The organism is Psychrobacter sp. Pi2-52, assembly GCF_904846705.1.
Taxonomy (GTDB): Bacteria; Pseudomonadota; Gammaproteobacteria; order Pseudomonadales; family Moraxellaceae; genus Psychrobacter.
On the sequence record NZ_CAJHBS010000013.1, the window covers coordinates 42,094 to 61,537 of the forward strand.

At 43.6% G+C, this 19,444-nt stretch carries 18 protein-coding genes; 10 read left to right on the forward strand and 8 right to left on the reverse strand.

From position 1 onward, the window contains the following. Positions 1-266 precede the first annotated feature (266 nt). The gene (rdgB, locus tag JMY00_RS08405; protein WP_201579834.1) at positions 267-920 is read right to left on the reverse strand and encodes an RdgB/HAM1 family non-canonical purine NTP pyrophosphatase; all 654 of its coding nucleotides are present in this window, start codon (positions 918-920) and stop codon (positions 267-269) included. 552 nt (positions 921-1,472) lie between these two features. On the opposite strand from rdgB, the gene JMY00_RS08410 reads away from it, so the two are divergent. Continuing rightward, on the forward strand, positions 1,473-2,102 hold the full coding sequence (locus tag JMY00_RS08410) for a superoxide dismutase (RefSeq protein ID WP_101205324.1): 630 nt from the start codon (positions 1,473-1,475) through the stop codon (positions 2,100-2,102). Between the two features lie 153 nt (positions 2,103-2,255). Here the strand turns inward: JMY00_RS08410 and JMY00_RS08415 are convergent, their stop codons facing one another. From JMY00_RS08415 to JMY00_RS08430, 4 genes are all read right to left on the reverse strand, one after another. Then, positions 2,256-2,996 (reverse strand): SDR family oxidoreductase, encoded by a 741-nt coding sequence (locus JMY00_RS08415; RefSeq protein ID WP_201579835.1) that lies wholly within the window; start codon positions 2,994-2,996, stop codon positions 2,256-2,258. 23 nt (positions 2,997-3,019) lie between these two features. After that, the gene (locus JMY00_RS08420; RefSeq protein WP_201579836.1) at positions 3,020-4,048 is read right to left on the reverse strand and encodes a hypothetical protein; all 1,029 of its coding nucleotides are present in this window, start codon (positions 4,046-4,048) and stop codon (positions 3,020-3,022) included. Positions 4,049-4,066: 18 nt separating this feature from the next. Further along, a complete protein-coding gene (locus JMY00_RS08425) occupies positions 4,067-4,885 on the reverse strand; it encodes a DUF72 domain-containing protein (RefSeq protein ID WP_201579837.1) in 819 nt (272 codons plus the stop codon). Positions 4,886-4,956: 71 nt separating this feature from the next. Next, a complete protein-coding gene (locus JMY00_RS08430; RefSeq protein ID WP_201579838.1) occupies positions 4,957-6,042 on the reverse strand; it encodes a polyprenyl synthetase family protein in 1,086 nt (361 codons plus the stop codon). Positions 6,043-6,908: 866 nt separating this feature from the next. Between JMY00_RS08430 and fadB the strand changes: the two genes are divergently transcribed. From fadB to JMY00_RS08450, 4 genes are all read left to right on the forward strand, one after another. Next, the gene (gene fadB / locus JMY00_RS08435) at positions 6,909-9,068 is read left to right on the forward strand and encodes a fatty acid oxidation complex subunit alpha FadB (protein WP_201579839.1); all 2,160 of its coding nucleotides are present in this window, start codon (positions 6,909-6,911) and stop codon (positions 9,066-9,068) included. Between the two features lie 230 nt (positions 9,069-9,298). After that, a complete protein-coding gene (fadA, locus tag JMY00_RS08440) occupies positions 9,299-10,471 on the forward strand; it encodes an acetyl-CoA C-acyltransferase FadA (protein ID WP_057761795.1) in 1,173 nt (390 codons plus the stop codon). Between the two features lie 285 nt (positions 10,472-10,756). Beyond that, entirely contained in the window at positions 10,757-11,332 is a 576-nt protein-coding gene (locus tag JMY00_RS08445; protein WP_101205330.1) for an isochorismatase family protein, read from the forward strand. Between the two features lie 255 nt (positions 11,333-11,587). Beyond that, positions 11,588-12,199, forward strand: a complete 612-nt coding sequence (locus tag JMY00_RS08450) for an HD domain-containing protein (RefSeq protein WP_240990705.1) — start codon at positions 11,588-11,590, stop codon at positions 12,197-12,199. Between the two features lie 94 nt (positions 12,200-12,293). Here the strand turns inward: JMY00_RS08450 and asd are convergent, their stop codons facing one another. Next, positions 12,294-13,130 (reverse strand): archaetidylserine decarboxylase, encoded by an 837-nt coding sequence (gene asd / locus JMY00_RS08455; protein ID WP_102093946.1) that lies wholly within the window; start codon positions 13,128-13,130, stop codon positions 12,294-12,296. Between the two features lie 274 nt (positions 13,131-13,404). Here asd and dtd point away from each other — a divergent pair, with 274 nt between their 5' ends. The 3 genes from dtd to phoR all read left to right on the forward strand — a co-directional run bounded on the left by dtd (position 13,405) and on the right by phoR (position 15,824). Then, on the forward strand, positions 13,405-13,857 hold the full coding sequence (gene dtd / locus JMY00_RS08460; protein ID WP_201579841.1) for a D-aminoacyl-tRNA deacylase: 453 nt from the start codon (positions 13,405-13,407) through the stop codon (positions 13,855-13,857). 112 nt (positions 13,858-13,969) lie between these two features. Further along, complete coding sequence (gene phoB / locus JMY00_RS08465) at positions 13,970-14,674, forward strand: phosphate regulon transcriptional regulator PhoB (protein ID WP_057761786.1); 705 nt, start codon at positions 13,970-13,972, stop codon at positions 14,672-14,674. 58 nt (positions 14,675-14,732) lie between these two features. Continuing rightward, the gene (phoR, locus tag JMY00_RS08470; protein WP_102093949.1) at positions 14,733-15,824 is read left to right on the forward strand and encodes a phosphate regulon sensor histidine kinase PhoR; all 1,092 of its coding nucleotides are present in this window, start codon (positions 14,733-14,735) and stop codon (positions 15,822-15,824) included. A gap of 107 nt (positions 15,825-15,931) precedes the next feature. Here the strand turns inward: phoR and JMY00_RS08475 are convergent, their stop codons facing one another. Next, positions 15,932-16,522, reverse strand: a complete 591-nt coding sequence (locus tag JMY00_RS08475; protein ID WP_201579842.1) for a M23 family metallopeptidase — start codon at positions 16,520-16,522, stop codon at positions 15,932-15,934. A 197-nt stretch (positions 16,523-16,719) separates the two neighbouring features. Between JMY00_RS08475 and JMY00_RS08480 the strand changes: the two genes are divergently transcribed. Next, positions 16,720-17,442 (forward strand): DUF3820 family protein, encoded by a 723-nt coding sequence (locus JMY00_RS08480; RefSeq protein WP_201579843.1) that lies wholly within the window; start codon positions 16,720-16,722, stop codon positions 17,440-17,442. Between the two features lie 48 nt (positions 17,443-17,490). Here JMY00_RS08480 and JMY00_RS08485 read toward each other — a convergent pair whose 3' ends face one another. After that, positions 17,491-18,456: an alpha/beta fold hydrolase gene (locus JMY00_RS08485; protein WP_201579844.1), complete on the reverse strand. Its 966-nt coding sequence runs from the start codon at positions 18,454-18,456 to the stop codon at positions 17,491-17,493. Positions 18,457-18,759: 303 nt separating this feature from the next. Here JMY00_RS08485 and JMY00_RS08490 point away from each other — a divergent pair, with 303 nt between their 5' ends. Continuing rightward, a complete protein-coding gene (locus JMY00_RS08490) occupies positions 18,760-19,443 on the forward strand; it encodes a TIGR00730 family Rossman fold protein (protein ID WP_057761780.1) in 684 nt (227 codons plus the stop codon). The last annotated feature ends 1 nt before the right edge of the window (position 19,444 follow it).

Here is a 19,444-nt window from a genome sequence, read left to right on the forward strand (position 1 = left end):
GAATTATACAGCCAAATAACGGATTTCAACAAAATTTTAAAAGTAGAACAGTATAATCTATCTGTTTATTAAAGTAAAAATTATCTCTTTGATGGCATGTTTCCTTATGTTGCTTGCTCTTGTATGACTTAATTTTATATAAAAATTTGACCATATTCGTATTCAATAAATAAGATAACGGATAAAAAACAGCGATAAGGTTGTAAGCGCATTATGAGCATTAAGCGCACTTACGGATAGCTATAGATAGAATAGCTATAAGGTACTTATAAAGGTAGCTGCGCCAATAGCTGCTGGATTGCCTGACTACGATGGCTGATGCTGTTTTTATCAGCAGCGCTTAGACTAGCCGCACTGGCTTGTAAATCAGGTAACCAAAACAGTGGATCATAACCAAAGCCACCATCACCATGCGCTGTCTCTGAAATCTCGCCATGCCATAATCCTTGGGCGATGATTGGTAACGGATCATCAGCATGACGTACCATTGCCAGTACGCAAACAAACATACCTTTGATCGGAGCATCTGGACTCGCTGCGCGGATAGGTTGCAAGTCAGCGACGAGCTTGGCATTGTTTTTACTATCGTTGCCGTGCTCACCAGCGTAGCGAGCAGAGTAGATACCTGGCGCATTACCTAGTGCAGGCACGCACAGTCCTGAATCATCAGCAATCGCAAGCAGTCCACTGATACGGCTCGCATGACGGGCTTTGATAATGGCGTTTTCTACAAAGCTTAAACCATCCTCGATCGCATCTTCGATATCGAGCTGACCTTGCGGGATGATCGTCACATCCAAATTTGCCTCAGCGAATAGCCGTTTAAACTCAGCCAATTTGCCTTTATTGTTGCTAGCCAGTACCCATTGGTTGCTAGATGTCGGATGGGTAGCAGTTAACGAGGTATCAGTGGTGCTCATAGAGTCAGTCCGTTATGTGAAAATGATGAAGAGTTATTATTTGAGTAGGTTTTACTTATCTTTTATAGCGTTAACCGATAAATTGTTTGTCGATTGAAGTAGTTATACTAATCATGATAACGCATGAGTTTGGAAGGAGTGCGGTTACTGCTTAATAAATAACCAATCGCTATACAGATTGTACGGGCTATAACATTTGGTAACTGATATTATTGGTCACTATTGCTATAATAGATACCAAGCTACAATGAATTATATCTTATAGCTTGTGAATATTAAGTTAATAAAAGTCTATAAAGTCAGAGACTTGGCTTTTTGGCGAAGAATAATAGCAATAAGTAACCGCTAGGTTAATTTTGGATTCATAATGATACGTGATATTGTATTGAGCAGTACCGTGTATCAAGCGATAAAGTTCATTTCAAACAATAAACTCAGCCAATTTAGTCCGCTATTTTATAGTGTTTTTTGCGGTGTAAAAATAGCGTAAAATTCAGTTTCTATAAGCAAGTTTTTATAAACTAACGGCTAAACAGCAAGGATAAAATAATTATGTCAAACATTACTTTACCAGACCTACCATATGCAAAAGACGCACTAGAGCCACATATCAGTGCCGAAACGCTAGAGTATCATCATGACAAGCATCATGCTGCTTATGTAAACAAGCTAAAAGACATGTTGCCAGGTTCTGGTCTAGAAGACAAAACATTGCCAGAAATCATCGTAGCGACTGCTAAAGATGACAGCAAGCAAGGTATGTTCAACCAAGCAGCTCAAGTATGGAACCACACGTTCTACTGGAACTGCATGACGCCAACGAACGGCGGCGGCGAACCTACTGGCGATCTAAAAGCAAAAATCGAAGAAGATTTCGGTAGCTACGACAAGTTCCGTGAAGAGTTCAAAAATGCAGCGTTGACTCAGTTTGGTTCAGGTTGGGCATGGCTAGTTGCTGATAAAGTCGGTGGCAAATTGTCAATCGCCAAAACTGCTAACGCTGACACCCCACTTGCACATGACCAAGTAGCGGTATTGACTTGTGATGTATGGGAACACGCGTACTATGTAGATTACCGTAACCGTCGTCCTGACTATGTTGATACGTTCCTAGACAAGCTAGTGAACTGGGACTACGCAAACGCAAAATATAAAGGTCAAGATGCTGGCGTTGAAGAGTAATCTTTAACGACCAAGTATTTGATTAAAAAAGAGGACACCGCGAGGTGTCCTTTTTTTGTGTGATAACTTTCTATAATAGCTTTCTATTTCGATATTTGATTAAAACATATTTCTGATAGAGTATCGTCATTACGCCATTACGCTATTACGCTATTAGGCGATACCGCCGTTTGCGCCGATATTTTGTCCAGTAACCCAAGCTGCTTCTTCACTGACTAAAAATGCTACCACACGAGCGATATCGACTGGCTCACCGATACGGTTAAACGGTGACATGCTAGCAAGTCTCTCTACCGTGTCATCCGATTTACCTTGATGAAATAGTTCAGTGTCAGTAGGGCCGGGAGATACTGCATTGACCGTGATGTTACGCGCGCCGACTTCTTTGGCAAATATACGGGTCAGCTGATCGACCGCGCCTTTGGTCGCACAGTAGGTGCCGTAACTAGGTAGCAGCATGCGAGTGGTTGTGCTTGAGAGATTTACGACACGACCACCGTCATTGAGTTTAGTCGCAGCTTCACGCAATGTATTGAACGTGCCTTTTACATTGATAGCAAATATACGGTCAAAGTCTTCATCGGTAGTCTCGGCAATGGGTTTATTAATCATTATACCTGCGCTATTGACCAGAATATCTGGCTTACCAAACGCGCTGATAGTGGCATCAAACATTGCTTCGACTTGTTTGGCATTACTGACATCGGCTTGCACAGCGATAGCTTCACCGCCTGCTGATTTAATCTGGCTTACGATATCATTGGCTGCTGCGTCATCATTTGCATAGTTAATAATTGTTTTGGCACCTGCTGCCGCAAGTAATATAGCTATCTGTGCACCGATGCCTTTTGATGAACCAGTTACAATCGCGACTTTATTATTTAGTGTTGTCATGGGTACTAGCCTTTTTGGTTTGATTAATTATTTATATTATTGTCTAAAGCTTTTTCATCCAGCTTTCTTAGGATAAATTTACCTTGCTCTGCTACGTTAGCAGATTTGTCAGCTGCAAATTTTTCTGCAAAAATTCTAGATTGAATGCCTAGTTTCTCAATATTTCTTATAAGAAATTCTGCTGAAACTTGTCTTACAATAGGAGAGCGATCAGTAGCTGCTCTATTTAATAGTTCCAGAAAAGGCGGTTGCACGTCAATTTTCCTTTCAGCAATAATGGGTATCAGCTTTCTTTTACCATATGCTTTATCAATCCATTGCCATTCTCGTCCTTTAACCCACGTCATACGACTTTCAAATAGGCTGCGATACGCTTTTGATCTAACGTAAGGTTGGACAGCATCGCTAGCAACTTCGTCGAGATAGTTATCGAGAATATCTGTACGACCAATTTGTGAAAGTAACGATGGCATTGGTCCTGATGTAGAGGATATTAAATGAGATTTAAGCAGTAGGGCCATTTCCTCTGTGGCAATCATATCTAAAAACATTTGATTGTCAGCTTCTTCAATTTTGCCCCACGAATGCCAATTAAGTAGAAGCATGCACAGTACTTCAGCAACGTATTCAGGTTTCGTACTTCTGAGCAATGACGGAAGTATCTTAATTGCAGCTTTACGAACTTGTGGTACCCAGTCATTTAACCTGCGCACAACTAAAGCAAAAAAGAAAGCATTTGGTGCGCCACCTGATAGCGCGAGTAAACTCTTTTCTCGCTTATATCCATCTCCATTAACGATACCTAACCAAGTTAATTTCACGTTTGGTTTAAACCAAAGCTGCCATTTTGAACGAGTAGCAAAGTGCAAATTGGTATCAAGTTCGCTACGAATGAGCCGCTCCCAATAATCTAAATTTATCAACTTCAGATTTGAAGTTACTTGAATCAGTGAGGACATATCTCCTCTATAATCGTTGCTAGAATCGATCGAGCGAGTGAACTGCTTGATAGCTGATACGATGTCGTTCGTTGTTTCTTGATACTTTTGCATGATTGGTTACTCTCTTAGTTACAAAACCTCAAACCCAAACTTACTCAACGCTTCTCGCAGCATCGCAATATTATAATAAGCATGCGCATTGACGGTATTTTGAAAGAAAATATAGAGCGTATCAAAATGCTGACGCTGGTTGGCAATCGCTTGTGCCCAGTCCTGCATCTCCGACTCACTATAGCGATAATCATGGCGATCAGCCGCGCTCATCGCATCCCACCAGTTTAGATTATTGCCATGCATACGTAGATAGCCAGTGCGTTCAGTGAATATCAACCGTGACGGCGGTAATCCGCTAACCTTGGGGTAATCAACACTACACCAAATGAGTCCTTGCTGCCGAAAGCTATCGACCACTTGCGGGGTATGCCAGCCGTTATGACGAAATTCAATGGCGAGTGGATAGTCTTTAAACCAACTGACGAGATTAGCCAGATAGAGACGATGCTCACGAGTACGATCAAAGCCATGCGGGAACTGAAGCAATAATGGCGCTAAAGCATTCGCTTCGATAAGCGGTGATAAGGCATTTAGAAATGCTTGTGCATGCTCAGCAGTGCCTTTACGTGCATGAGTAAAGTCTTGATGCAATTTGACGGCGAACTTCAACTCGCTTTCAGTTTGTACATAAGCTTTATCAACCATCCCAGCAAAGGCTTTTTGCCCGATGGGCGCATAAAACGTGCTGTTGATTTCGACTGCGCCATATTGCTTGGCATATTCACGTAAGAAATCGGTCTTTTTGGTGCCGGTGGGATACAGCGTACCGAGCAAATCGGTATCGCTATAGCCACCAGTGCCGAGGTAAATGCGCGGGGTAGGGGAACTGTCCATGTTGACCACTCACTGCCGTTTTGAATAATGAAATTTACTAAGATATCTACTTTCGACTGCTATTCGACAAGCTACTTTTTACGCGACCAGAGCCATTCAATCAGTGCCAGTAGCGCATCATTATCTGTACCAATGGTATTTTCATTGTCGCTGAGCTCACGATTACTTAGTCCATGAGAAATGGCTGCACGTCCGTCATTAAATAGAGATTGCGCATAACTGGTGGCATTATCGACACCCATCAGTTTTACGTAGGTAGATTTGTCTAGTTTTTCATCGCTACCCGCAGGCTTACCAAGCGTATCAGTCGTCATGGTGACGTCTAGCACATCGTCTTGGACCTGAAAGGCCAGACCGATATGTTGCGCGCACTCTTGTAGTGCCATGCGCTGTGGAGCCGTTGCACCAGCACAGACGCCGCCCATGAGCATCGCCGCTTCTATCAACGCCCCTGTCTTATCACGGTGAATGGCTTCTAAATCATCCTGCGCGATATTGGCACTGGCTTCGGCATTGAGGTCTAGCATTTGACCTGATACCATGCGTCTGGCGCGCGGCGCAAATATTGCCATAAGCTGACTTGCGATATTTGCATCGAATGGCGCAAAGGTTGGCATCTCTGCAGTTAACACTTCAAACGCTAGTGTCTGCAATACATCTCCTGCCAGCAGAGCCGTCGCTTCATCAAAGGCGATATGCGCAGTCGGCTGCCCACGGCGCAGCTCGTCGTCATCCATACAGGGCAAATCATCATGCACCAATGAGTAGGTATGTAGCAGTTCCACCGCCAATGCAGCACGGCGCGACATATCATAGTCTGAGTCATTTTCTAGTAGCGCGTCCAGATCAGCATCGAGAGTATCGATGTCATCAATGTCGTCATTAGGCTCGTCTGTACGTTCATTATTGCTGCTATTAACACTGGCAAAAGCGCTAGCCACCATCAGTGGACGAACGAGCTTACCTTGCCCAGTCATGACATAACGGCAAGCATCAACCAGTGGGCTAGGCAGCTTGGCATAAGCAAACAAGACCTCGATATCTTGCGCTAATTGGGCACGCACAGCACCATGGAATTGCTCAGTGCTTTGAAAAGAGACAAAGTTAAAAGGGATGAAGCCAGTAGAGGTAGTGCTAGAAGTAAGGGAAACAGTCATAATCCAACCATTTATCAGAGATACAGTAAAACTTATTAGGGATAAGGAAAAAACGCTATTAGTGTAGCATGATAGGTCTTATCGCTTATGTGACACACGGTATCAATTGATTGTTTTTTGCGTTTTTCTACCGAAGTTTATTTAAAAACAGTGCAATCTTAGCTGCAATATAACGACAAGATTTCGTTACCGATGGATGATGTCACTCTCTGGTTGAATATGTTCTGATAAAAGAGCAAGCTAGGCTGGCACGTTAATCTTATTACCGTAGAAAAATGGTACTGAATACTAGCACTGACCAAGTAGCATCGATCAATTGGCACTTATTAAGTAGCGCTAACGGACTGTCGTTCCAAAGATGGTATGCATGAAGTCAACAACACGAAATAAATCTAAATTAACAATTCAGTATACATTTATTCACTAAAACACTTTTAGCGTAAGGTAAATGCCTGCAAGTGATTTAAGAGTGACTTGCGAGTATGGTATTAGCTTGTGACAGTTAGGGGCATAATCCCCTACACTAATTGACGTGAAAATGGTCTGATGGTGACCCTACTGGGTTTTTTCTCAGGATGTTCAATCGTCGATACCGAGTGTTAGACCAAATCTCAGTCAATATTTTGAACATCAGTACCTGCAACAGCAGTATATAAATGAAGCGTCATATGATGTCATGCAAGAGACGCAAAATACGTGCATCATGATGAACGCTGGATAATAAAGACATCTTCACTTGTGAGCTGGTTATATGTTTGTCTTTATAACATGACAAGCGCACAGTGCTATTACCCATTTTACTAACAGTAACTGGCTATTTATTTTAATTCAAAACGTAGCTTTCGTTATATAGAAAGGAGTTTCAAATGGTATACCAAGGAAATCGCATCACGGTGACAATGCTAGAGGATGGCATCGCCAATATGCAGTACAACGCCGAAAATGAGAGCGTGAACAAATTTGATGCCGAAACCAACAAACAGTTTGGTGAAGCAGTTAGTGCGTTAGAAAAAGCCGACAACGTAAAAGGTCTTATCGTTACTTCAGCCAAAGGCGTATTTATCGCTGGTGCTGATATCACAGAATTCGTCGGTTCTTTCAAAAAATCAGAAAGCGAGATCAAAGATTGGGTCGTTCATGTTAATGACGCGTTCAATCGTTTTGAAGACCTACCATTCCCTAAAGTTGCGGCTATCAATGGCGCGGCAATGGGCGGCGGTTGTGAAATGACTTTGGTTTGTGAATACCGTGTCATGAGTGACAAAGCCATCATCGGTTTGCCAGAAACTCAGCTAGGTATCTTCCCAGGTTTCGGCGGTACGGTTCGTAGTACGCGTATCATCGGTATCGATAACGCACTTGAGCTGATCGCGACTGGTAGCCCAAAGAAAGCATTAGCAGCATTGAAGCTAGGCTTGGTTGATGCGACTGTACCTGCTGATGACTTGCAAGATGCAGCGATTGATCTAGTCAAAAAATGTATCTCAGGTGAGCTTGATTGGAAAGCAAAACGTGAAGAAAAGCTGGCTCCAGTTAAGCTAAACCAGCTTGAGCAAGCGATGGCCTTCAACAGTGCCAAAGGTGCTATTTTCGCTAAAGCCAATCCTAAGCAATACCCAGCACCAGCAATCGCTATCGAAACGATTGAAAAGCACGTTAATTTATCACGTGACAAAGCAATCGAAGTAGAAGCGGCTGGTTTTGCAAAAGCCGCTAAGACACCACAAGCAGAAAGCTTGGTTGGTCTATTCTTAAACGATCAGCTAGTCAAAAAACTGGCCAAAAAACACAGCAAGCAAGCACACGACATCAGCGAAGCCGCTGTACTAGGCGCTGGTATCATGGGTGGCGGTATTGCTTATCAAGCAGCCAGCAAAGGCTTGCCAATCATCATGAAAGATATCAAGTCTGAGCAATTAGACCTTGGTATGGGCGAAGCGAGCAAACTGCTTGGCAAAATGGTAGAACGCGGCAAGATGACCCCAGCAAAAATGGGTGAAACCTTAAGCCGTATCCGTCCTACTTTGAACTACGGCGACTTTGCTGAGACTGATATCGTAATCGAAGCTGTTGTAGAAAATCCAAACGTGAAGCGTGCGGTACTTAAAGAAGTAGAAGGTCTAGTAAAAGACGACTGTATCCTAGCGTCAAACACCTCGACTATCTCTATTACGTTCCTAGCAGAAGCGCTTGAGCGTCCAGAAAACTTCGTTGGTATGCATTTCTTCAACCCAGTACACCGTATGCCATTGGTAGAAGTTATCCGCGGTGAGAAATCATCTGAAGAAGCTATCGCGACTACCGTTGCACTTGCTTCTAAAATGGGTAAAGTGCCAGTAGTTGTGAATGACTGCCCAGGTTTCTTGGTAAACCGTGTATTGTTCCCATACTTTGGTGCGTTTGACTTGCTACTGAAGCAAGGTGCTGACTTTGCTCATGTCGATAAAGTTATGGAAAAATTCGGCTGGCCAATGGGCCCTGCATACCTAATCGACGTGGTCGGTCTAGATACAGGTGTACATGGCGCAGCAGTGATGGCAGATGGTTTCCCAGATCGTATGAAGCCTGATTATAAAGGTGCGATTCAGTATCTATATGAGAACGAGCGTCTAGGTCAGAAAAACGGTGTTGGTTTCTATAAGTATGAAATGGACAAGCGCGGCAAGCCAAAGAAAGTTGCTGATGAAGCCACTTATGAGCTGCTAAAAACCACAACAGACAGTGAAAAACAAGAGTTTGATGATCAAGCGATCATCGACCGCACTATGTTAGCCTTCTGTAATGAAACAGTACGCTGCTTAGAAGACAACATCGTGAGTACGCCATCTGAAGCTGATATGGCTATGATTATGGGCGTTGGTTTCCCTCCATTCCGTGGTGGTCCTTGCCGTTATATTGATCAAATGGGTCTAGATAACTACTTGGCACTATGTGAAAAATACGCACATCTTGGCAAAGCTTATGAAGCGCCACAAAAGATTCGCGACATGGCAGCCGCAGGCGAGACTTTTTACGCAACAGCGTAATAGTCAGTCATTACTAGGATGAAGTGCAGTACGTTTGCTATTTTGCATAAAAGCAATTGAGACATGAATCGTCTCCAATAGCGAACGTACGATCATAGTTGGTTCAGTTTAATGCTAGTACGAGGGAATCAAGCGCAAATGTACCTATTGTACTTTGAGCGGGATTGACAAGGTAATAGTCGTAAATTGGGCTGACTACACTGACAATAAAAATTGAAAAGGAATATGGTATGACAACTTTAAGTCCAAAAGATGTGGTCATCGTAGATGGCGTACGCTCGGCAATGGGCAAAACCAAAAATGGTATGTTCCGTCATGTACGTGCTGATAGTATGTCAGCGGAACTAGTACGTGCGCTAGTAGAACGTAATGACTTTGATACCAATGATATCGAAGACATTATCTGGGGTTGTGTCAACCAGACGCTAGAGCAAGGCCTGAACATCGGTCGTAACATCGGTTTGCTAGCTGGTATCCCAAAGACTGCTGGTGGCCAAACGGTTAACCGTCTATGTGGTTCTTCTATGCAGGCGCTACATACTGCTGCTGCACAAATCATGACCAACCAAGGTGATGTATTCATCATCGGTGGTGTTGAGCACATGGGTCACGTAGGCATGATGCACGGTGTTGATTTGAACCCTGCTGCTTCTAAGCATTATGCAAAAGCGTCAAACATGATGGGCTTGACTGCTGAAATGCTAGGTCGTATGAACAACATCACGCGCGAAGAGCAAGACGCGTTTGGTCTTGAGTCACATCGTCGTGCATGGGCTGCAACTACTGAAGGTCGTTTTGACAATGAAATCATCGGTATCGAAGGTCATGATGCTGCTGGTCGTCTGCAACTATGTACGGTTGATGAAGTAATTCGTCCAGATGCGACCATGGAGCAAATGCAAAAGCTACGTCCAGCGTTTGATCCAAAAGGCGGTACAGTAACAGCGGCAACCTCATCTGCATTATCTGACGGTGCGTCAGCGATGCTAGTAATGAGCGCACAAAAAGCCAAAGATCTAGGTCTGAAGCCACGTGCCCGTATCCGTAGTATGGCTGTTGCTGGTTGTGATGCTGCTATCATGGGTTATGGTCCTGTACCTGCTACCCAAAAAGCATTGAAGCGTGCTGGCATGAGCATCGATGACATGCAAACCATCGAGCTAAACGAAGCATTTGCTGCTCAAGGTCTATCGGTATTAAAAGGTCTGAACCTATCTGACAAGCAAGACATCGTTAACATCAACGGTGGTGCCATTGCTCTAGGTCATCCATTAGGATGTTCAGGTGCTCGTATCACGGTAACATTGCTAAACGCAATGGAGCAGTCAGATACTGAAATCGGTCTAGCGACAATGTGTATCGGTCTTGGCCAAGGTATCGCTACTATTATTGAGCGTGTTTAATCTTATTTATATAAACAAGATTATTTGAACACTTAATAAGTAGCTACTCGCTAACGAAAAACCTCTAGTCATAACGGCTAGAGGTTTTTTTATGGGTAAAATTAATAGTTAGCCAATTAATAGATCACAGAGTCGAAAAACACAGTATTACGGCGATTAAAAATTATCTCCATTGACGCATTCATGAAACTATGACTAAATAAGAGAAAGATGAACCATGGCACTGTTTATGATAATTCTAAAATAGTTTTTAGTTGCAACTGTCAGCCGTACAAGGAGTGTACTATGTCTACTATGATTAATGATCGCACCTATCGAATCGCTCGTGAGAATACCCAAGCAATGATTGTCGATGTGCAAGAGCGCTTAACGCCGCATATCTATGACCACGAAAACATTGTCAAAAAAACCGTTACCTTGATTAAAGGGCTGCAAGCGCTCAATATTCCAATCATGCTCAATGAACAATATAAAAAAGGCTTGGGCGATACCTTGCCAGAGCTGCGCGACGTACTCGAAGGAGATAATGCCAAGAGCTTTGAAAAGGTTACCTTTAGTGCTTGCGACAACAATGATTCATGGCACCATTTAGCGCAGCAGAACCGTAGTACCGTATTGCTTTTTGGTGCTGAAGCTCATGTCTGTATCATGCAAACGGCACTAGATTTATTGGATAATGGTATGCAGCCTGTCATCATTGGGGATGCGGTGGGTTCCCGTTTTCCTTATGACAAAAAGCAAGCCATACGCCGTATTCGCCGTGCAGGTGGGGTGATTAGTACTGTCGAATCAATCTTGTTTGAGCTATGCCGTAGCAGTGAAGATCCTGCGTTCAAAACCATTATTAATTTGATTAAATAGGTGGTTAAGCTTTAGTTGCTTAAAGACTTGGATAAATAGGGAATCAATTCAACTATTTATCTTCTGATTTATAATAGATAGCGCTTGGTAAAATAAGCGCTATTTTTTTGATAACGGTAATAGTCTTTTAACCATTGTTTGATATCAAACTAACTATAATATCTTGAGCAATGAAACTTAAAATTGCCAGAACTTATAAGCATTAAACCAATAACTAGAGAAAGCCAGAGAAAATCAATGTCGCAAGCCAGCTCTATGTCACTCACTCATTCCGAATCTACTTCACATATCGATATCGATGATGTCACTCATTTCTTATTAGAGTTAGATGCGCTCAAACGCGTGAATCGCCGCAGCTATGTGACACAGACTACTCGCAAAGAAAACTCTGCCGAACACTCTTGGCATTTAGCGATGGCCTGTTGGTCGATTGCTGAATTATTTGCGCTAGATGTCAATCATGAAAAATTACTGAAGATGGCACTGGTCCATGATTTAGGTGAGATTGATGCCGGCGATACTTTCTTGTATGCCGATACGCGTATTGATGCACACGTCGAAGAGCGCGCAGGCATTGCCAGATTGCAACGTGAGCGAGGCAATGGCATTAGTGATTTAAGCGAGGTTTGGGAAGCGCAGGAAACAGGAAGTAGCAAAGAGAGTCAGCTGCTCAGAGTGGTCGACCGCTTATTGCCGTTTTTACTCAATCTAAATACCAACGGTAAAACGTGGGTTGAGCTTGGCGTTACGCGCTCGCAAGTGGCGGGTGCGCATGCATTTATCAAAGATAGCTTTCCTCCTATCCATGATTGGCTCTCACGTAATATTGCATACGCAACTCAGCAAGGCTGGTTAATTGACGCGTAAGTCTGTATAAGTAACAGGCATAAAAAAAGCCCAATTAAGCACTATGATCTACGCTTAACTGGGCTGATATTTTAAGTGTTTTTATACAGGTATGCTATTGAGCGTTTGCCATTCCTAGCAATTGACCCATTTGCACGACGCTGTTGGCTTGCATACTATCTAGCCAGTCAGCCTTCGCTGCTTTTGGTAATACTACAATAGCCGTTGAGCCTAGATAGAAGCGTCCAAGCTCTTCGCCTGCAGCAAACTGCATATCGTGATCCGCTTCCTGTATATCATCCGTGCGGGTGATTTTGCCAGTGGCGACGGTTTCAATACCAGCGACGATCATAGCACCAACCATTACGACAGCTGCTTTGCCATACTTGGTATCAAACATACAGACTAGACGCTCATTACGCGCAAACAAGTCTGGCACGTTAGCCGCCGTAGTATTATTTACCGAGAACAGTGTACCAGGCACATAGCGAGTCTTGGTCAATGTGCCAGTAAACGGCATATGCACACGGTGATAATTGCTAGGTGCTAAGTAGATAGTTGCAAAACTACCATCAGCGAAATAACTGCCGTCTTCACTGTCAGCAAGCAATTGGCCGACATCATAGTGACGCCCTTTGGCTTGTAGTAGTTTATGGTCTTCGATTTGTCCTAGCTGAGAGATAATACCGTCTGCAGGGCTCACGATACCATTTGCAGTGGCGTCGATAGTACGAGCATCTTCTTTTAACTCGCGGGTAAAAAAGTCATTAAAACTTTCATAAGCGTTGAGGCTTTGGCGTTCGTACTCGTCTAAGCTGATATTATAAGCTTTGGCGAAGCTACGGATAAAGGTGCGTTTGACATAAGGATGACGACTGGCGGCCAAACGTCCAGCGACTTTACTGAGCTTTTGCTGCGGCACAAGCTGTTGTAAGGTGGTAAATACATTCATAATAAGGCTACCAAAATAAGGTGTAATGTAATAGGGGCGTGTTGGAAATTCGACCATGGCACTGACAGTGGCTAAAATTGCGCCATACTACGTTGTAAATCTAGATAAGGCATGAGCATTATCGTCGTTTTACGCCTTGTCTGGAACAGTTTTAGCGATCCGCAGTACCTATTTGTGAATATCAAACACGCCCTAATAATAGTTAAGTTAATGACGGTATTTTATCATGGACAGCATATTATTGTATGGCCATAATCTGTTAAGGAATTAGTAAATGAAAGCACTCATACAACGGGTGAAACACGCTAGTGTGGTCGTCGATCAGCAGTGTATTGGCGAGATTGAGCATGGGGTATTGGCATATATTGGCTTAGGGCATGAAGACGATTTCGCCGCTGCCCAGCGTATGATTGACAAAATACTGACTTATCGCATTTTTGAAAATGACGATGATCCGGCCAAATTTGGTAAACTGGATAAAAACGTCCAACAGATTGGTGGTGGGCTATTATTGGTCTCGCAATTTACCTTGATGGCAAAAACAGACAAAGGTCGCCGACCAGACTTTGGTGGTGCGATGGCACCTGCTGTGGCGCAAGCGTTATTTGAACAACTGGTCGACTATGCCAAAACTAAGCACCCGAACGTGGCAACTGGTCAGTTTGGTGCTGATATGCAAGTGTCGAGCGTCAATGATGGGCCGCTCAATTTTTTACTAGAAATCTGATTTTAGAGTGTCATCAAGCTGTCATAATTAATCCGTTTAATAGGTAGAGACTGGTGAGTATATATCGCCTTTTTACATGCTAGATTTTGTCCTCTAACACCGAGAATGTCCTATGTATAATGAGCAAATTTTGATTGTTGAAGATGAGCCTGCGATTCGTGAAATGGTTGTCATGACGCTAGAGATGGCTGGGTTTGATAGCTTGCAAGCGGCTGACGTGTCAGAGGCGCATCAGCAAGTGGTCGATCATAGACCGTCACTGATACTGTTAGATTGGATGTTGCCGGGTGACAAGAGTGGTGTGGATTTTTGTCGTATGCTAAAAAACGATGAGCTACTCTCTGAAATACCAGTCATTATGCTAACAGCAAAAAGTGAAGAAGACAGTAAGGTGCATGGTTTAGATGCAGGCGCAGATGATTATATGACTAAGCCTTTTTCGACGCGTGAGCTGATTTCTAGAATCAAAGCCGTACTACGCCGCAGTAGTGCTATGAGTAGCGATAAACCTATCGAAATTGGACAGTTAAGTTTAGATACCAAGAGTCAGCGCGTGACAGCTGCAGGTAAAATCGTTGATGTTGGGCCTACAGAGTATCGCCTATTGGCATTTTTCATGAGTCATCCTGAGCGCGCCTATACACGAACGCAGCTACTCGATCAGGTATGGGGCGGCAATGTATATATCGAAGACCGAACCATCGATGTGCATATCAAACGTCTACGTAAATTACTGCGACCTTATGACTGTGATACATTGATACAGACGGTACGTGGAACAGGCTACCGATTTTCTAGCCTGATTGAGCCAAGTTAATCTTGTACAAATAATGCCGCAGCGATATAAAGGCCGCGCATAGTGGTAAGGATAAAAAATGGACAAGATAGCGCCAGCACAAAGTGAGCAATCAGCTCTACTAGAGCAAATATCTACTCAAAGCACAGCGGAGCAACTCAAAAAAATCGGCAGTGCACTACGAGCCTTGCGCGATGCAGTGATTTTGCTCAACAATCATGATGGACTAGAATGGTGGAATCAGGCGGCACAAGATTTATTGCTGCTACAGCCAGAAGATAAAGGTCAGAACATCTTTGACTTTATCACTGTACCTGAGTTCCGCCAGTATTATGAAGGTACAACGATACCTAACGACGGCGTCCATATAGAATCATGGCGAGATCCTAGTCGCTACTTAAAGTGCGAACTAACGCCTTTCGGTGATGAAAAATTGCTGTTTGTATATGATGTGACCCGCCTGCGGCACTTAGAGCAAATGCGTCAGGATTTTGTGGCGAATGTCTCGCATGAGCTTAGAACACCATTAACTGTGATGATGGGCTATCTGGAAAATTTCTCCGATCAGCCAGATATGCCGCCGCAATGGCGTCGCGGTTTTGAGCTGATGACGCAGCAAACTGCCCGTATGAACAGAATTGTGAACGACTTACTGCTACTGTCTAAGATTGAAATCGAAGAGTCACACGAGCTGCATTATATAGATATGACTAAGCTACTGACCAATATCTACGATGATGCACAGGCCTACAACCAAGCATATAAACACATCATTCATTTGCATATAGATACGTACGATGGGCTGTACGGGTCAGAGATGTACTTGAATAGTGCGCTATCAAATTTGGTAATCAATGCAATCAAATATACGCCAAAGGGTGGGAATATCACTATCAGTTGGACAAGGACGTCTGATGGCTGCCGTTTCGCGGTCGAAGATGATGGGATCGGTATTGCGTCAGAGCATATCGCCCGTTTGACAGAGCGTTTCTATCGTATTGACAAAGGTCGCAGCCGTGCAACAGGTGGTACAGGATTGGGATTAGCAATTGTAAAGCACGTATTGCACCAGCACGAAGCGCAATTGCAAATCGATTCAGTAGAAGGGGAAGGATCGACATTTAGTGTGGTATTTCCCTCAAATTACGTCAGATCCGTTACTGCCAATTAATACGATTTCTAGTCTGTATTAGCGTTGGTTTTTCGGCTTCAGTTTTGTGATTAATGCAAACTTAGGACTACTTCAGCTCGGGACAACGATATACTTTTCTGTATTCGTTAATCCTTTTGCAAAAGTGGATAAGGGTTGACCGCACTGCCATTAATATAGATACCATAGTGTACATGTGTCGGTGTTCCTTTTGCATTACCGCTATCACCCACATAACCTATAACGTCGCCCTGATTGACCCAGTCATTGGGGGAGATATCAGCATAGTCCTCTAGATGAGCGTAGTAATGTCCTGCGCCACCAGGTCCTACTACCACGACTACGCGCCCACCCAAGGTGTTCTCACCAACTTTGCTTACTACGCCTTGTGTGGTCGACTGCACGGGAGTATTGCGCGGCGCAAAGATATCGATACCCTCGTGGGAGCGGCTTTGACTACGTGCTGCGCCCCAAGTGTCTGTCAGGTTTCGTTCTGGTAGTGGACTGGGCAAGCTGTTTTCTGTCGGTAGCTCTTGTTGCAATAGACTCAATTGCTGCCATTTGGCAACCACAAATGATTGCGTTTGTTGACTGATACTGGGTAGTAGCTTATCGAAGATAAATAATAGTGCCAGCAATACGGTAGCCTTAATCAATAGGCTTAGTAAACGACTGAAAAAAGAAGGTCTGGGAGGCTGGTTATTTTCATCTGCTAGCATTGATGTCTCATATATATTCGATGTCATTTGAGATTTTATTATAAAAGCTTCGTCTAACAACGTATGTATCGCATTGTTATCTATCGTTTTTACCCCCATAGTTATTCTTATGGTTAAGGATATAGACAGCAAATACAGTTTTATCTACTTAACATTTCTGCTGAGCATAGACAGTTGCTACTGATGGTTAATACTTTATGAATGATGCTTTTAAGCCTGCTGATATTTCTGCCACGCGCGAAACAGCGTTGGTTATCGATACCGAAACAGATCAGGGCAGTGATCCCAGACCCATCCAAGTTGCTACTATCAATGTAGCAACTGGCTTTGAATGGATGAAATACTTTAACAGTGGTCGATCTATTTCACCCATTGTCATAAAGGTGCATGGTATTACCGATGATGATGTGGCTGGACTTGAGCGTTTTGAGCTAGAACAGTTTGAATTACCAGAGTACTTGATTGGTCATAACGTACGTTTTGATTGGCGAGTGATTGGCAGTCCTTCTGCTAAGCTGATTTGTACGGTGAGGCTTGCGCGGGCAGCCTTTCCAGAATGGTGTGCTTACGGTCAGTCTAAGTGTATCGAGCAACTGTTGGGCAAGGGTGAGGCGAGTGCAATGACGATTGCCGCTCATGATGCGCTTGGCGATGCTCGAATGTGCTATTTGCTGTATCAAGCATGCTGCGAGCGTCTAGAAATTGCGCCGACAGATTTTGCAGCAGCACATGCTATTTCCAACAAAGCGACTCCTGTGAGCAAAATGCCGTTTGGTAAGCATAAAGGCAAACCTATCAAAGATGTGCCTATCAGCTATGTTAAATGGATGATAGGCAATATTCATAATATGCAGCCGTCGCTGTATTCAGCACTGACTAAACGCTTACAAATGGAAGAGGCAGAAAACGCAAAAAAGTAACCTGAGTTATTACGTAGCCAATATATAAGGGGCTACGTGACGATAAAATTATGGTTGGTCGTGCAACCATGTCACCGCCATCTGCCATAGCTGCGGCGCTTTTATATTGGTCTTACTGCTAAAATAGCGCATATGACCGATATGATTTAGTCCAAAATCCTCAGGATCTAAGAATCGCTTTTCTACGGGCATCTTTGTAAATACCCTTATCATATCGTCCATGTTTTCACTGTTGGCGATATCATCATCGCTAAAGCCAAGCCATAGTGCTGGCATGCTGAGCTCATCATAGAAATGCGTATGTATGCTTTTGCCAAATGCGGTTTTGATATAGCCCGCCCCATTGCACCATTCACGCCATTGACGAGCCACGCCGCGTGGCAGTGGCTCACCCATACCGATTTTATCTGACGGCGTATAGCCTAGTGTTAAATTAGTGAATGGAATAAACGCATCCATAAAACCCATGGCTTTGAGCTTATATGGCATGCCCATATTTTTGATACGTCCTGACGAGCAAGCGACGTTGAACACTGAGCCAATCGCCTGATAGTTGGGCATCAAGCCGATGAGCTGACCACCTGCGCTATGACCGATGAGATGATAAGTCGCATCAGGAAACTCATCTTGTAAGGCATCAAGTACAGCTGGCATATCGTGGCGACCCCAACTGATCAAGGTAGCGCTACATTTTGCCAAATCGGTCGATAGTGACTCACCGATTCCTTCATTATCAAAGGTCAGTACCCCAAAGCCGCTTTCTGCTAGGTAGGTCGCAAAATTATGATAAAAGTGACGCTTAATACCTGTGGCTGGTGCCATCATGATAGCTTTTTTTGTCGCATCTTTAGGGCGATAGACAGTGGCTGCCAATGCTTGGTTGCGATCGGTCATGATGCTTAATGAGTAAATATCAATATTGCTCGCATCCTGCACATTACTTTTAATAGTGAGATTGCTATTAACCACAGAGCTTGATGGCTCGGTAGTAGGAGAGGCGTTGTGATTATCCATGGGTATACCTTAGTATTTTTATTAGTAGATAATGAATATTGAACTATGATGAACAATAAATGCGCATCTTGAAAGTGTAGTCGTTGCGTAGTGATAAATCGTTGTGACTATGTGGTAGCATTGCTTATGTTAAGATAAATGCTGGCAAGACAGTTGCTCAAATATGACTTCCAAGTTTTATATAGCTTGGTTGAGTTTGTCTTATGAATCATGTGCATGACAATATAAATGATAGGTGTCGGTATGCAGCCCTCACTAATAACAAGCACTCAATAAAAACTGACAGGTAATTAAGGAAGCTATATGCAAATGAAAATCAACGATGATACTTATGACGTAATCACAAGCAAAGACATTACTAATATCGAAAAAGCAGTCGACAAGTCTGCCTTATCAATGCCGCTCGTGGCTGTGTATTGCGGTTCACGCTTGGGCAATGGTGACGTTTATGAACAGGCGGCACGCGAGCTTGGCAGTGCATTAGCAAATAATGGCATGGGGCTAGTATATGGTGGCGCTAGTATCGGTCTGATGGGCGCAGTTGCGGATGAAGTAATCAATGGCGGCGCGCAAGCAGTGGGCGTGATTCCAACCTTTATGCTCAAGCACGAAATCGCTCATGAGCAGCTGACTCGCTTGCATTTGACTGACACTATGCACACGCGTAAGACCGTCATGGCAGAGTATGCCGATGCCTTTATCACGCTACCGGGCGGGCTAGGAACATTAGAAGAGATTATGGAAATCGCCACGTGGCGTCAATTGTACCAGCACGAAAAACCAATGATTATTTTGAACATCAATGGTTTTTATGACCGTATGATTGAGCATTTGAAATATACCACTGAGCAAGGCTTTATGAAGCAGGAAGATTTAGATCGTCTAGTAGTGTGTAATACCATCAGCGAAGCGATTGATATGCTACAGACAGTAGTGACCATAGATGATGCTGTGGATACGGAGAAGATGGCTGGTAGTAATAGTTAAG